This is a genomic window from Emticicia fluvialis, assembly GCF_024793945.1.
Classification (GTDB): Bacteria; Bacteroidota; Bacteroidia; order Cytophagales; family Spirosomataceae; genus Emticicia; species Emticicia fluvialis.
On sequence record NZ_JANUSD010000025.1, the window covers coordinates 23,637 to 36,582 of the forward strand.

The following is a 12,946-nucleotide window of genomic DNA, read 5'->3' on the forward strand; positions in this document are numbered from 1 at the left end:
AAAGGTTCTTTTGTTAAAGATATGGCAAAAAATCGCGTAATTCGCATCTGTTAATGACACATTTGCCCGAATAATACTTGAAAATTCTTTTAATAAATACCGACGACAGCATGGGCGGTGCCGCCATAGCCTGCCTGCGCTTACTCAGCCTTCTGAAAGAAGAAAAAGATATAAAAGCCGACCTGCTGGTGCAGCAAAAAAAAGGCAAAAGAGAAGACGTAACTGCTGTTGTAAATACCTGGCTTGCGCACAAAATGGCGTTTGCCCGTTTTGCGCTGGAGCGGCTTTACTTCAGACTACTCGAAAAAAACAAAGAAGTACGCTTTGCCTTCTCGCCTGCCAATACAGGTATTGACATCTCACAACACCCGCTGGTGCAAGAGGCAGACATCATTCACCTGCACTGGATTAATTTCGGATTTCTGTCTACACAATCGCTTCAAAAACTCTTTGCACTTGGCAAGCCCATTGTCTGGACACTCCACGATATGTGGGCTTTTACAGGAGGCTGCCACCATAGCGGCAATTGTGAGAACTTTCAGCAGCACTGTGGCAATTGCCTGCCTTATTTGAAGAATCCAGCCGATGACGATTTATCTGCCAGGGTTTGGAAAAAAAAACGTCGAATTTTTATAGACACTATATTACCGTCGGTTCAGATTGTGGCATGTAGCCAATGGCTGGCCGCCAGGGCACGTAAAAGCAGTTTGTTTAAAAATCTGCCAGTTACCTCTATTCCCAATCCTTTAGATACGGCAGTTTTTTATCCAATCAATAAAGCAGAAGCACGACATAAGCTGGGATTACCCATTGATAAAAAACTGATTCTGTTTGCAGCGGCAAAAGTTACTGTCATCTGGAAAGGCTTCAGTTATTTTCAGGCAGCACTGGCATTGTTAAAAGAATCGGTTAGCCAGCCAGAAGCAATTGAGTTAGTGATTCTGGGCGAGAGTGATGAGGAATTAAACAAAAGCCTCCCTTTTAAAACACATGCACTGGGCAGAATAACCGACGCTCAGAAAATAGCCTTGGTTTACTCTGCTGCTGATGTTTTCAGTATTCCTTCAATACAAGAGAACCTGCCCAATACCATTATGGAATCATTGGCCTGTGGCACGCCTGCAGTTGGCTTTGAGGTGGGAGGCATACCTGAAATGATAGAACATAAACAGACGGGGTTTCTGGCTACATATAAATCGGCAGAGAGCCTGGCAGAGGGCATTAACTGGGTGTTATTTGAAGCCGATACGCAAACCCTTGCCAGTAAAGCAAGAGAAAAAGTACTGGCAAATTACTCTCAGGAGGTAGTAAAGGAGCAATACCTAAAGGTTTATAAAAGTCTTGTTAATCAATAGCAGAAACACAACCCAGACGCTTCACTTCATCATAAGCATCAACTACCATTGTTTGTAGTTTGCTGAATAAAGCTTGTGCGTTGTTTCTTTTTAGTTGCACTTCATCTATGGTTAATGAAGCAAGGAAACTTTTTATCTGTGCATTTATCTCATTATTTTCTTCAATCAGCCAGCTTGCATTGTGCAATAGTGCCCAGGTATCGGCATCTTTACTACCACAAAACAACATACCAGCCCCGGCGCAGATAGAACTAACCGCTTTTGACGGAACGGCAATATGTGTCCATTGCGGTAATAAACTAACCAGATGCACATCTATAAAATGTAACTGACTACGCGGCACACTTTTCAGGATGGTGATGCCCGCTCTGCCTTGGGCATAGGTCAATACCTTATCTGCTTTCTCGCCATAAACTGCCAGTATCAGCTGGTGCTTTTGGCTATCAAGATTGTCGATAAATTTCAACAAAAACTCGTCCGAATGCGCTTGCCCCAGGTTTCCACAATAACCGAAATATATCTTACTGTCATCCTTTTTCCAATCTGGTATGGCGGGGTCATTTTGCTGATGAACCAGAACACCACAAGGCAGAATAGTGGTAGGAATAGCCTGCTTGTAGCTGTCTCTTACAAAAGCGGCCTGGTTAGGTCCAAGCGCAATCAAATGCTGCGGAGCGACTTGATATGTTTTTTTGAGAATAAAGCGATATAGAAAATTAGAAGGGCTGACCGTACCCGCTGCGGCAAACCCTTCAGGGAACAAATCCATCGACCATAAAACCCAGTTTTTCAAAAACAACGAGGCCCAGAAAGGCAATAAGGGCGGGCTGGTCATAACAACAATGCGGCCTCGTTTCATTTTACGGGCTTTCAGTACCAGAAAAAGGCCATCCAATGTACCTGAAATCAGTTTCAGTAAACCATTTTTACCTTCATAGATTGTTTTAACCGGATGCAGCATGCCTATCGGCTGGCGAACCTGTCCGCCACCATCATAGGTGCGGTCAATATACACTATGTGTATTTCGGCCTGATACTTTTCAATCAGATATTTGGCCATATCCCAGGCAGACTCACCGGTTATGCCGGGATTAGGCGGATAATGACGATTGATGATGGTAATAACCGGAGATTCGATATCTGGCATTGCTGAAAGACAGTAGCTTAAACGCTTGCAAAGGTAGGCCAATAAACCAAAAAAAGAAAAATTTACAGCCGCTACTCATCATCATTCTTATCAATGTATTTGTAGCCTCGAAGAATGTTGTAACGCAGCACTAAGCCAAAATTAAAACTGATACCATTGGTGAGTTGCTGCGCGGTATCAATAGTTTGTTTGTTTATAGAGTAGTTAATCTCAGAACGAACCATGCCCTTGGCACCTATATTGCCCCTGGCAAAAACAACAATAGATAAAGTCTCTGAAACTCTGCCATGTAATTCAAGAAGAAGCTCTGCTTGTGCAACGGCTTTTTTACTTAAGAAGGCATCGCTCTTAAGCCTGAGTGTATCTGGTTTCTGACCTGGGGCATTATTAGAAAGGCCCGCAAAGCCCCGGTTATCTATCGGCTTATTTTGTGCATCGGGCGAAAGCAAAACGCCTGCACCTACATGAATAGTTGCATTTTTGGTAATAGGATCAATTGTGAAAACCCTTCTTTTAAATCGTATGGGAATCGTATTTAAACCTGAACCCATTTTATAAATATAAGGAATGGAGCGCCCTGACCTTACAGATTGAATCAGATGAGTAGGGTTTTTGTAATAACCGGTTTCAATAGACCAGACGTGGTTCATGTTATAACCCAATACAACACCCCAATACAAATCATTTCCCTTTTCTTTCCCTATCAGGCCATCCATGTTATTACTTAGGGTCGACCGATTGAGTTCCAGCCCGCCTTCAACACCCAAATACAAATTGACTGATTTTCTTTCAAGGTTAGGGTACACATTGTTTTTTATGTCTTGTCGCTGGCTAGGCGCCCTGTAATAATCATCTTCTTCCTGGCAAAACGCCGGAAACGTAACAATCAGGCAAATGAATACAAGTATAACTGATTTCATAATGAGTGGGAATGAGTTCAAATTTACAAAAAAACTAAGGTTTCAAAATCCTATTTTCAGGCAAATCATGTTAAGGAAGTTTAACGTTTCCGAACTCAAAGACGCGAAAAGCTGCCAATTAGTTGTTAGGCCAAATAATATTTTTCATAACCGAAGAAAAAGTATAGTTATTTCAAGAAACTTTAGTATTCAGCAAAAGAATCGTGACAAAACCGCATGATGTTAGCGAAAAGAAAATCTATATTTGTCTTAATAAACTCGTCTGACCACAAAATTATCTAAGCAAAAAAATAATGGGTAATTTTACTCATTTGGCAGGCTTAATTCTCATTCACTAATATCAATGATGAAAACATTAGATACTTATGACTTCTCGGGCAAAAAAGCCCTTATTAGAGTTGACTTCAATGTTCCTCTGAACGAAAAATATGAAATCACAGACGACACCCGCATTACTGCAACCATACCCACCATCAAGAAGATTCTGAAAGATGGCGGTTCATGTATTCTGATGTCTCACCTGGGTCGCCCGAAAGACGGCCCAACTGAAAAGTATTCATTAAAGCACCTGGTGAATCCGCTTTCGCTGATTCTGGGTCAGCAGGTAAAATTTGCCGACGACTGCATCGGAGAATCGGCGGTTGAGCTGGCCGCCAGTCTGCAACCGGGAGAAGTACTATTGCTTGAAAACCTGCGCTTCTACAAAGAAGAAGAAAAAGGTGATTTAGCTTTTGCAGAAAAACTTTCAAAATTGGGCAATGTATGGGTGAATGACGCCTTCGGTACTGCTCACCGTGCACATGCTTCTACGGCAGTTATTGGGCAGTTCTTTGCTGACCGTGTATGCGGTTATGTGATGCAGGCCGAAATTGACAATGCTCAGAAAATACTGGAACACGCCGAACGCCCCTTTACTGCCATTATGGGAGGTGCCAAAATCTCTGACAAAATTCTGATTATTGAGCGCCTGCTTGATAAAGTAGATAACCTGATTATTGGTGGAGGTATGACCTATACATTTACTAAAGCTCAGGGGGGCGAAATCGGGAAATCGTTGCTGGAAGCAGACAAACAACCGCTGGCGCTTGAACTGATTGAAAAAGCAAAAGCCAAAGGTGTAAAACTGATTTTGCCTTTAGACAACCTCTGTGCAGATGGTTTCTCGAACGATGCCAACAAACAAGTAGTAAAAACGGGTGCGATTCCTGCTGACTGGCAGGGTCTGGATATAGGCCCTGAAACCATAGATTTGTTTTGCAGTATACTTGAGAAATCGAAAACCATTCTTTGGAACGGCCCGATGGGAGTTTTTGAGTTCCCTAACTTTGCCAAAGGTACTAATTCTATTGCTGAGGCCGTAGTTAAAGCTACTGAAGAAAACGGAGCTTTCTCATTAATAGGTGGTGGAGATTCGGCATCGGCCGTAAACAACGCCGGTTACGGAGACCGCGTATCTTACGTATCTACAGGAGGTGGCGCACTACTTGAATACATGGAAGGCAAGACGCTTCCGGGTGTTGCGGCACTTGAACAATAAATAATACAAAGCCCCTGCCGGATGGTCAGGGGCTTATTTTTAGCATTCTTTTCTGAATAACCCTATTTTACCAAAGTTTAATATTTGTAAAATAGATACCGGCGGCAACAATTAGCGTGAGAATAACAGCGAGAACTACCTCGGCGTATTTCACAGAAGATTCAGTTTTTGTAGTCTTTTGCATGACACTCTGGAGTTTCCGGGATTTATTAATACTAATATAACGCAATTTAATTAGCAAAAAAATACAACTATATACTTTTTTTATCCAACGGTTGAGTTTTTTTCAAAAACAACACATTCTTAATTATTCTTTTTTCTTAAAGCATTATCTTTGCGGCTTGTTTAAACATTAGCATAAGCCAATGCTATGTTAATGTAACAGTTCACTCATCCTTCATTCACAAAGATGTCAAAAGTAATTATTATTGGTGCCGGTGGAGTCGGCAGTGTAGTTGCGCACAAATGTGCAATGAACTCCCACGTTTTTACGGAAATTCTATTGGCGAGCAGAACCAAATCAAAATGTGATAAAATAGCTGCCGATATTGAAGAAATGCACGGCGTAAAAATACAAACCGCTCAGGTAGATGCAGACAACGTACCAGAACTGGTAGCGTTAATTAAGAGTTTTGAGCCCAAAATGGTTATCAATGTGGCGCTGCCGTATCAGGACCTTACCATTATGGATGCCTGCCTTGAAACTGGCGTTCATTACCTTGATACCGCCAACTACGAACCCAAAGACGTTGCCAAGTTTGAATACAGCTGGCAATGGGCATACCAGGACCGCTTCAAAGAAGCAGGCCTGATGGCTTTATTGGGTTGTGGCTTTGACCCAGGCGTAACGCAGGTCTATACTGCCTATGCCAACAAGCACCATTTTGATGAAATGCATTACCTCGACATCATCGATTGTAATGCCGGCAACCACGGTAAAGCCTTTGCTACCAATTTTAACCCTGAAATCAATATCCGCGAAATTACGCAGAACGGACGTTACTGGGAGAATGGCGAATGGGTGGAAATTCCGCCCATGTCAATCCATAAACCTATTGACTATCCTGAAATAGGGCCGAAAGAATCTTATGTTTTGTATCATGAAGAGCTTGAATCGTTGGTTAAAAATTTCCCGACATTGAAGCGTGCCAGATTCTGGATGACCTTCGGACAAGCCTACCTTACCCACCTTGAAGTGCTGCAAAACGTAGGTATGACCCGTATTGACCCCGTGAAGTTTAATGGTATTGATATTGTTCCGCTAGAGTTTCTGAAAGCCGTATTACCAGCGCCTGATACATTAGGAGAAAATTATACCGGACAAACCTCAATCGGTTGCCAGATTAAAGGCATAAAAGACGGCGAAGACAAAACCTACTACGTTTGGAATAACTGCGACCACGCCGAATGCTACAAAGAAGTGAAAGCACAGGCGGTTTCGTACACAACAGGTGTGCCTGCTATGATAGGCGCCATGTTAATGCTTACCAACCCTGAATGGCAAAAACCAGGTGTTTGGAACTGTGAAGAATTGAATCCGGACCCTTTCATGGACCTGCTTAATACCCAGGGCTTACCCTGGCACGAAAGAATCAACATTGAATTGCCACATGAATATTAATAAAACGGGCAAATAATATTAAAATCCGCTAAGCAGTTAGCGGATTTTTTTCGTTTTAATAGTAAATTGCATTAAACAAACCCCGTTAACATGAAATTCGCTGCTTTTGTATTTGTCCTTTTTTTCAGCATTACATTGGCTTCTGCTCAGGAGGCTAATGTTCAAGAGGCTATGGTCTATAACGCATTGCCCGGTGTTGATGGCACCCCCGGTAAAAACAGACTAGCCATGGGCACTTATGATTTAAGGTATGAAGGCGTTAAAGGGTCGAGGTATTTTCTGGAAGAATGGCTCAACGGAGAGCTGGTTTTTGTAAAAGAGAATACGAAGGCGCCCAAAATGGTACCCCTAAAATATGACACCCATAGGAAGGAACTATTGTTTAAGCGCACCGTAGGCGATTCTATAGTGGTTAATCCTGACCAGATTACTGGTTTTGTAATTAATGACACAAAAAACAGTATCAGCTACCCGTTTATAAAAGTTGATGGCCTGAGAACCGAAGGCGGTGTTGTACCAGTAACCTACCTGCTGGTTTTATATAAAAGCAAAACGTCGTTATTGAAGCACGTAAGCAAAATGATGCAGAAAGCCAATTATCAGGGAGCCTATAGTGTAGACAGGCGTTATGATTCATATCTGGATAACTCTGAATATTATCTGAAAAAACCAGATGGCAGCCTTAACCGCGTTAAACTTAAGAAAAACTCGGTTCTTAACGCACTTGAAGAGAAAAAAGATGCCATTGAGGCATTTATAAAAAAGGAAGAGCTGGCACTGAAATCTGAATACGACTTGGTAAGAATTGTTGATTATTACAACAGTCTGTAACACCGGAAACCCCTATTTGATATATCCTTTTCCCGTATCTGACTCAGCCGGGAAAAGGATTTTTTGTTTTTTGCTAAAGCATCGCTGCTTCTTGATTACTTCCTTTCGGCAGTAGAAAACTTTTTAAAATAAATATTTAGATAATTATCTAAATATTTATTCGTTTTTACTTGCAAGAAACTATTTTGTTTTTTAATGTTGCATTGCAGTTTTATCGACTGCAAAATGTTCAACTTAAACTTTACAAAAATGGCAACAATTGCAAGCCCTGCGACGCTCGACGAGATTGTGTTTGAGCATCGCAACAAAGATTACGGCGCATACGAGCTGCGCAAAACCTACACTTTAACTGTAAACCGTGCCATGTGGATTGGCATCACGCTTTTCAGCGGTCTTTTTGTTACTTCTTACATCTTTGCACGACAAAAAGACAAAGTAAAAGACCAGAAAGAAGTAATAATTAACCTTCAGGATTTAAAAGAGCAGGAACAACCGCCGGTTGAACAGATACCTGAGCCTGAACCTCCGAAACCCATTGAACAGGTGCAGACAATCAAGTATCTGGTGCCGGAAGTGGTAGAAAACCCCGTTGTAGAAGAGGCGCCTCCTACGCAGGATGAAATGGAAAAAGCAGTAATCAGTAATGTAACTACCCCTGGCGAAGAAACTGAAAACATTGCAGAAACTCCACCGGCAGTGGCTCCACCGGCTGAAACAAAAATTGCTGAAATTGTAGAAGATAACACCCCTTTTCTGCATGTTGAGGTACAGCCCTCATTTGTGGGTGGCAGCGGCGAAATGTATAAATTTTTAGGTAAAACCCTGAAGTATCCTTCTGCCGCGCAGCGTTCAGGCGTGGAAGGAAAGGTTTTTCTGAGTTTTATTGTAGAGCGTGATGGAAGCATTACAGATGTAAAAGTAGCCAAAAGCGTAGGTTTTGGCTGTGATGAAGAAGCAATAAGAGCAGTAAAACTGATGCCGAAGTGGATTCCGGGAAAACAAAATGGCAGAACCGTGCGAGTGAACTATACCATACCTGTTATATTTAAACTTGAATAATAGAATGAAAGAAAAACAAAAATCTCGCAGCCCACCCTGAATGGGTTCATTCCGATTTTGTCAAAAAAAAACTATTTGAGGTAATACAGGCCAGTCCGGGTGATTTTCATCCGGACTGCTTTTTTTCAAAGCTGTTAATTTTCTGTCAATACTGAAGGCAAGTGGCTGAATAGATAGGGTATATCTGTAAGAAAATAAGTAATTTTGCATATCCGTTTGTTATCAGTAAGCGTTGATAACATCACCAACAGAAAAATAAAAAATGGCTATAGATATCGCTAAAATTCCGTCGCCGAGTTATGTTTTAGAAGAAAAACTATTACGACGAAACCTTGAATTACTCAACCGTGTACAAACCGAATCCGGTGCGCAGATTATTCTGGCGTTAAAGGGTTTCTCTATGTATGCTACTTTTCCTACAGTTGCTAAATATCTCTCAGGTGCCACGGCCAGTTCACTGAACGAGGCTCGCCTGATAGTTGAAGAAATGGACTGCCTTTCGCATACCTATGCCCCGGCCTATAAGCCAGATGAGTTTGCAGAAATGATGCGTTACAGCAGCCACATCACTTTCAACTCACTGAACCAGTGGCAGCAATTTAAACCGCAGATTCAGCAATCACGCAAAAAAATATCATGTGGCCTGAGAATCAACCCTCAGTATGCCGAAGTATCTACAGAAATGTATAACCCGTGCATACCCGGTTCACGACTGGGTATCACGAGAGAACAATTAGGAGAAAAATTGCCCGAGGGCATAGAAGGTTTGCACTCGCACACGCTCTGTGAAAACGATTCTTATACCCTTGAGCGCACGCTGGTACATATAGAAGAGAAGTTTGGTGATTTGTTGCACCAGATTAAATGGTTAAACTTAGGCGGCGGCCACCTGATGACACGTGAGGGCTATGACCATGCCCACCTGATTAAGCAAATTAAACGCCTGAGAGAAACCTATAATATTGAAGTAATCCTGGAGCCGGGCTCGGCTATCGGCTGGCAGACAGGTTATCTGGTATCAACTGTGCTGGATATCGTAGATGCCCAGGGCATTGATGTGGCCATATTGGATGTATCTTTTGCTGCCCACATGCCCGATACATTGGAGATGCCTTATAAACCACGTATTTGGGGTGCAACAGATGCCGTAGCAGGCAAACCGACTTACCGCATGGGGGGCATGACTTGCCTTGCCGGTGATTTTATGGGAGATTATTCTTTTGACGAACCACTAAAAATCGGCGACCGTGTAGTGTTTGATGACATGATACATTACACAATGGTAAAAACCACCACTTTCAATGGGGTGGGCCTACCCTCCATTGGCATCTGGAAAGAAACCGACGAATTTCAGTTGTTAAAAAAATTCGGCTTCAGGACTTATAAGGATAGGATATAAAAAGTAAGAGGCTCCCTTTTCAGAGAGCCTCTTGAATACTATTTATGTTATCCACAGATTTTATCTGAGGCATAGAAACTGTCTTATGCTTCAGCAACTACCTGAACAGCCACTTTGTGTTTCACTTCTTTATGAAGGTCAACCAGGGCGGTGTAGTCACCAACGTTTTTGATGTCTTCCAAAGAAATTTTCTTACGGTCGATATCAAAACCTTTTTCTTTCAATGCATCTGCTACCTGCGTGTTAGTAACACGGCCAAAGATACGGCCACTTTCACCAACTTTCATCGGGATGGTAATTACCATATCACCGATAGCCTCAGCAATACCTAAAGCTTCAGTTTTAATTTTCTCAGCTTTATGAGCAACTTGTTTTAGATTTTCGGCTAAAACCTTGCGATTCGACGCAGTAGCCAATTGGGCAAAACCCTGCGGAATAAGATAGTTACGTGCATAACCTGGTTTTACAACAACCACGTCGTTTTTGTAACCAAGCCCTACTATATCTGTTTTTAATATTATTTCCATCTTTCTAAATTGTGAATGAGGTTTTTTAATTGAGTGATATTACGATTGAGTGATTGAGTGATTGAGTAGTTTAAAAGTTTATTAACTAACTGATACTCAAAAAATATAATCACTAATTCTCTAATTCACTAATCACTAATTACTTCAATCCGTCTGCTACGAATGGTAATAGAGCCAGGTGTCTGGCACGTTTAATAGCTACCGAAACTTTGCGTTGGAATTTAAGGCTGTTGCCCGTCAGACGGCGAGGAAGGATTTTACCTTGCTCATTCACAAATTTCAACAAGAAATTCGGGTCTTTATAATCTACAAATTTAATACCGGCTTTTTTGAAGCGGCAATATTTTTTACGAGCCGTATCTTTTCTGTCTACAGGATCGTTTACAAGTGACATGGTGTTATTTTTCATTATTCTGCTGCGGTTGTTGCTTCTGCATTTTCTTCTTTAGCAGGAGCAGATTCTACATTTTTCTTTCCAATTAGGCCTTTGCTACGGCGTTCGCTGTAGTCAACTGCATATTTGTCTAATTTCGTAGTCAAATAACGCATCACACGCTCGTCACGTTTGTATTCGGTTTCCAGAGTTGCTACAATTTTTGCAGTAGCTTTAAATTGAACTAGCTGATAAAAGCCCGTGTTTTTGTGCTGAATGGTATAGGCCAGTTTACGAAGACCCCAATGCTCTTCATGAACTAACTCAGCACCGTTATCAGTCAATGTTTTTTTGAATTTTTCGACAGCTTCCTTTACCTGGGCTTCAGATAAAACGGGAGTTAAGATGAAAACTGTCTCATACTGATTTTGAAACATACTAAAACAGTGTTTAAATAATTATTAGTTTAATCCTCAAAAATGAGGGTGCAAAGGTAATAATATTTATAGATAATGAAAAGCCTCAGAAGAATATTTTTAAAATAAAAGCCTAAATACTAAGTAGATAGCAGGTTTATGCCTTAAAAATTAAGCAATTACCCGCCGGGGTAAATCCTGCAGTTGCCTGAAACTACCTGTATGGAAGTCAATTTCGAAACAAAATGTTTTCAGACCATTGGTAATAGCAATAAACCGGCATCTGAGTGTGTGGTTATAACGTGATGCCTGCTCAATAACTGCCTGATTGATAGATACCTCCGGCGCTTTGCATTCAATGAGCAAAGAAGGCTGGCCGGTTTCATCAAAAATTACGATATCCGAACGCTTCTGTAGCTGGTTATATTTCAGGCCGCCTTCCAGCCGAATCAGGTTTTTAGAGTATTGGTACTGATTCAGCAACAAATGAACAAAGTGCTGCCTAACCCACTCTTCGGGTGTCAGAACGAGGTATTTTCGACGTATAACATCAAAAATGCAGATTTTTCCCTCAATTTCCTTAATTTTGTGTTCGAAAGGTGGCAGGTTAAGCTGTATCATCTTTAAATTAACTAACCGTTAAATTATTAAAGCCGCACTTCGGTTTTTAATAATTACTATAACTTTAAAGCAAAACTACATTTAATATGGAAAAAAAAGAAGAGATAGTAGCCAACTGGCTCCCCCGATACACCGGCACTGCCCTATCTGAGTTTAAACCCTATATTTTGCTGACTAATTTTCATACCTACGTTGATATGTTTGCCGAGATGTTCGGTGTGGAAGTAAAAGGGAAAGACAAACCGATGCAAACTGCATCATCCGGCCATATTACCATCATTAATTTTGGTATGGGTAGCGCTATGGCCGCTACAGTGATGGACCTCCTTTCGGCCATTCAGCCTAAAGCGGTGCTGTTTCTGGGCAAATGTGGCGGTTTAAAAAAATCAACTCAACTGGGTGATTTGATTCTGCCGATTGCCGCCATACGTGGAGAAGGTACCAGTAATGATTATGCGCGCCCTGAGATTCCGGCGCTGCCGTCGTTCCGCTTACAAAGGGCGGTGAGTTCTATGATAAAAAAACATGAACTGGATTACATGACAGGTACGGTTTACACAACTAACCGACGTGTGTGGGAACATGACACCGTATTTAAGGAGTATCTGCGCGAAATACGTGCTATGGCCATTGACATGGAAACCGCCACTATATTTATAGTGGGATTTGTTAATTCTATTCCGCATGGCGCTTTACTGCTTGTATCAGACAACCCCATGACCCCGGATGGTGTAAAGACCGAAGAAAGTGATAAAAAAGTAACCGGAAACTTTGTGCAAAAGCACCTGCAGATTGGCATTGACTCGCTGGAAGAACTTGCCAACTCAGGAGAATCAGTGAAGCATTTACGGTTTGAGTAAACGGTTTTAGGTAAAAGCATAAAAGAGGCTGTCCAAAAAGGGGCAGCTTCTTTTTTGGGTTCAGATAGGAATGATTCGGGTTTTACTAAGCGGCGTAGCGATATTTTACCTGGTAAGATTCAAAAAGTACATAAATAGTCCTATTTTGAGCGGTAGATACTGAATTTTGTTGATTTTCTTGTTCAGACAGGCGTTTTGATGCCCACTTTCTCAGATTATGCCCGATAGCCATCAGGCCAAACTCAATACCTACCTTCTGAAGACCCCTTAAAGTAAATCT

Annotated in this window: 13 protein-coding genes and 1 pseudogene; 7 read left to right on the forward strand and 7 right to left on the reverse strand. The window is 41.6% G+C overall.

Translation table 11 applies throughout. The features are described 5' to 3' along the window. Positions 1–77 precede the first annotated feature (77 nt). Positions 78–1,355, forward strand: a complete 1,278-nt coding sequence (locus NZ848_RS20870; RefSeq protein ID WP_259017128.1) for a glycosyltransferase family 4 protein — start codon at positions 78–80, stop codon at positions 1,353–1,355. Here NZ848_RS20870 and NZ848_RS20875 read toward each other — a convergent pair. Beyond that, on the reverse strand, positions 1,345–2,502 hold the full coding sequence (locus NZ848_RS20875) for a hypothetical protein (protein ID WP_259017129.1): 1,158 nt from the start codon (positions 2,500–2,502) through the stop codon (positions 1,345–1,347). The genes NZ848_RS20870 and NZ848_RS20875 overlap by 11 nt on opposite strands. Positions 2,503–2,573: 71 nt before the next feature. Beyond that, entirely contained in the window at positions 2,574–3,422 is an 849-nt protein-coding gene (locus tag NZ848_RS20880; RefSeq protein ID WP_259017130.1) for a hypothetical protein, read from the reverse strand. 346 nt (positions 3,423–3,768) lie between these two features. Here NZ848_RS20880 and NZ848_RS20885 point away from each other — a divergent pair, with 346 nt between their 5' ends. From NZ848_RS20885 to nspC, 5 genes are all read left to right on the forward strand, one after another. After that, positions 3,769–4,959, forward strand: coding sequence for a phosphoglycerate kinase (locus NZ848_RS20885; protein WP_253535521.1), 1,191 nt, complete (start codon positions 3,769–3,771; stop codon positions 4,957–4,959). Positions 4,960–5,368: 409 nt separating this feature from the next. Continuing rightward, positions 5,369–6,580 (forward strand): saccharopine dehydrogenase family protein, encoded by a 1,212-nt coding sequence (locus NZ848_RS20890; protein ID WP_259017131.1) that lies wholly within the window; start codon positions 5,369–5,371, stop codon positions 6,578–6,580. Between the two features lie 90 nt (positions 6,581–6,670). Next, positions 6,671–7,411, forward strand: a complete 741-nt coding sequence (locus NZ848_RS20895) for a hypothetical protein (protein WP_259017132.1) — start codon at positions 6,671–6,673, stop codon at positions 7,409–7,411. 249 nt (positions 7,412–7,660) lie between these two features. Continuing rightward, a complete protein-coding gene (locus tag NZ848_RS20900) occupies positions 7,661–8,470 on the forward strand; it encodes an energy transducer TonB (protein ID WP_259017133.1) in 810 nt (269 codons plus the stop codon). A gap of 262 nt (positions 8,471–8,732) precedes the next feature. Beyond that, positions 8,733–9,869 carry a carboxynorspermidine decarboxylase gene (gene nspC / locus NZ848_RS20905; RefSeq protein ID WP_259017134.1) on the forward strand — a complete coding sequence of 379 codons (1,137 nt, stop codon included), beginning with the start codon at positions 8,733–8,735 and terminating at the stop codon, positions 9,867–9,869. A gap of 83 nt (positions 9,870–9,952) precedes the next feature. On the opposite strand, the gene rplI is transcribed toward nspC, so the two are convergent. The 4 genes from rplI to NZ848_RS20925 all read right to left on the reverse strand — a co-directional run bounded on the left by rplI (position 9,953) and on the right by NZ848_RS20925 (position 11,806). Next, positions 9,953–10,396, reverse strand: coding sequence for a 50S ribosomal protein L9 (rplI, locus tag NZ848_RS20910; protein WP_101727462.1), 444 nt, complete (start codon positions 10,394–10,396; stop codon positions 9,953–9,955). A gap of 139 nt (positions 10,397–10,535) precedes the next feature. After that, positions 10,536–10,790, reverse strand: coding sequence for a 30S ribosomal protein S18 (rpsR, locus tag NZ848_RS20915; RefSeq protein ID WP_116982542.1), 255 nt, complete (start codon positions 10,788–10,790; stop codon positions 10,536–10,538). Positions 10,791–10,804: 14 nt separating this feature from the next. Beyond that, a complete protein-coding gene (gene rpsF / locus NZ848_RS20920) occupies positions 10,805–11,206 on the reverse strand; it encodes a 30S ribosomal protein S6 (protein WP_101727461.1) in 402 nt (133 codons plus the stop codon). A 150-nt stretch (positions 11,207–11,356) separates the two neighbouring features. Further along, a complete protein-coding gene (locus NZ848_RS20925) occupies positions 11,357–11,806 on the reverse strand; it encodes a type I restriction enzyme HsdR N-terminal domain-containing protein (RefSeq protein WP_253533566.1) in 450 nt (149 codons plus the stop codon). An 86-nt stretch (positions 11,807–11,892) separates the two neighbouring features. Here NZ848_RS20925 and NZ848_RS20930 point away from each other — a divergent pair, with 86 nt between their 5' ends. Continuing rightward, entirely contained in the window at positions 11,893–12,666 is a 774-nt protein-coding gene (locus NZ848_RS20930) for an AMP nucleosidase (RefSeq protein WP_253533565.1), read from the forward strand. 85 nt (positions 12,667–12,751) lie between these two features. Here NZ848_RS20930 and NZ848_RS20935 read toward each other — a convergent pair. After that, positions 12,752–12,946: pseudogene (locus NZ848_RS20935) on the reverse strand (hypothetical protein); the annotation flags it as partial.

What these genes read in the sequence shown, in the direction of transcription:
- NZ848_RS20875 (WP_259017129.1), bottom strand. Translation starts at nt 2,502, where the DNA reads ATGCCAGATATCGAATCTCCGGTTATTACCATCATCAATCGTCATTAT.
- NZ848_RS20880 (WP_259017130.1), bottom strand. Translation starts at nt 3,422, where the DNA reads ATGAAATCAGTTATACTTGTATTCATTTGCCTGATTGTTACGTTTCCG.
- NZ848_RS20885 (WP_253535521.1), top strand. Translation starts at nt 3,769, where the DNA reads ATGAAAACATTAGATACTTATGACTTCTCGGGCAAAAAAGCCCTTATT.
- NZ848_RS20890 (WP_259017131.1), top strand. Translation starts at nt 5,369, where the DNA reads ATGTCAAAAGTAATTATTATTGGTGCCGGTGGAGTCGGCAGTGTAGTT.
- NZ848_RS20895 (WP_259017132.1), top strand. Translation starts at nt 6,671, where the DNA reads ATGAAATTCGCTGCTTTTGTATTTGTCCTTTTTTTCAGCATTACATTG.
- NZ848_RS20900 (WP_259017133.1), top strand. Translation starts at nt 7,661, where the DNA reads ATGGCAACAATTGCAAGCCCTGCGACGCTCGACGAGATTGTGTTTGAG.
- nspC (WP_259017134.1), top strand. Translation starts at nt 8,733, where the DNA reads ATGGCTATAGATATCGCTAAAATTCCGTCGCCGAGTTATGTTTTAGAA.
- rplI (WP_101727462.1), bottom strand. Translation starts at nt 10,396, where the DNA reads ATGGAAATAATATTAAAAACAGATATAGTAGGGCTTGGTTACAAAAAC.
- rpsR (WP_116982542.1), bottom strand. Translation starts at nt 10,790, where the DNA reads ATGTCACTTGTAAACGATCCTGTAGACAGAAAAGATACGGCTCGTAAA.
- rpsF (WP_101727461.1), bottom strand. Translation starts at nt 11,206, where the DNA reads ATGTTTCAAAATCAGTATGAGACAGTTTTCATCTTAACTCCCGTTTTA.
- NZ848_RS20925 (WP_253533566.1), bottom strand. Translation starts at nt 11,806, where the DNA reads ATGATACAGCTTAACCTGCCACCTTTCGAACACAAAATTAAGGAAATT.
- NZ848_RS20930 (WP_253533565.1), top strand. Translation starts at nt 11,893, where the DNA reads ATGGAAAAAAAAGAAGAGATAGTAGCCAACTGGCTCCCCCGATACACC.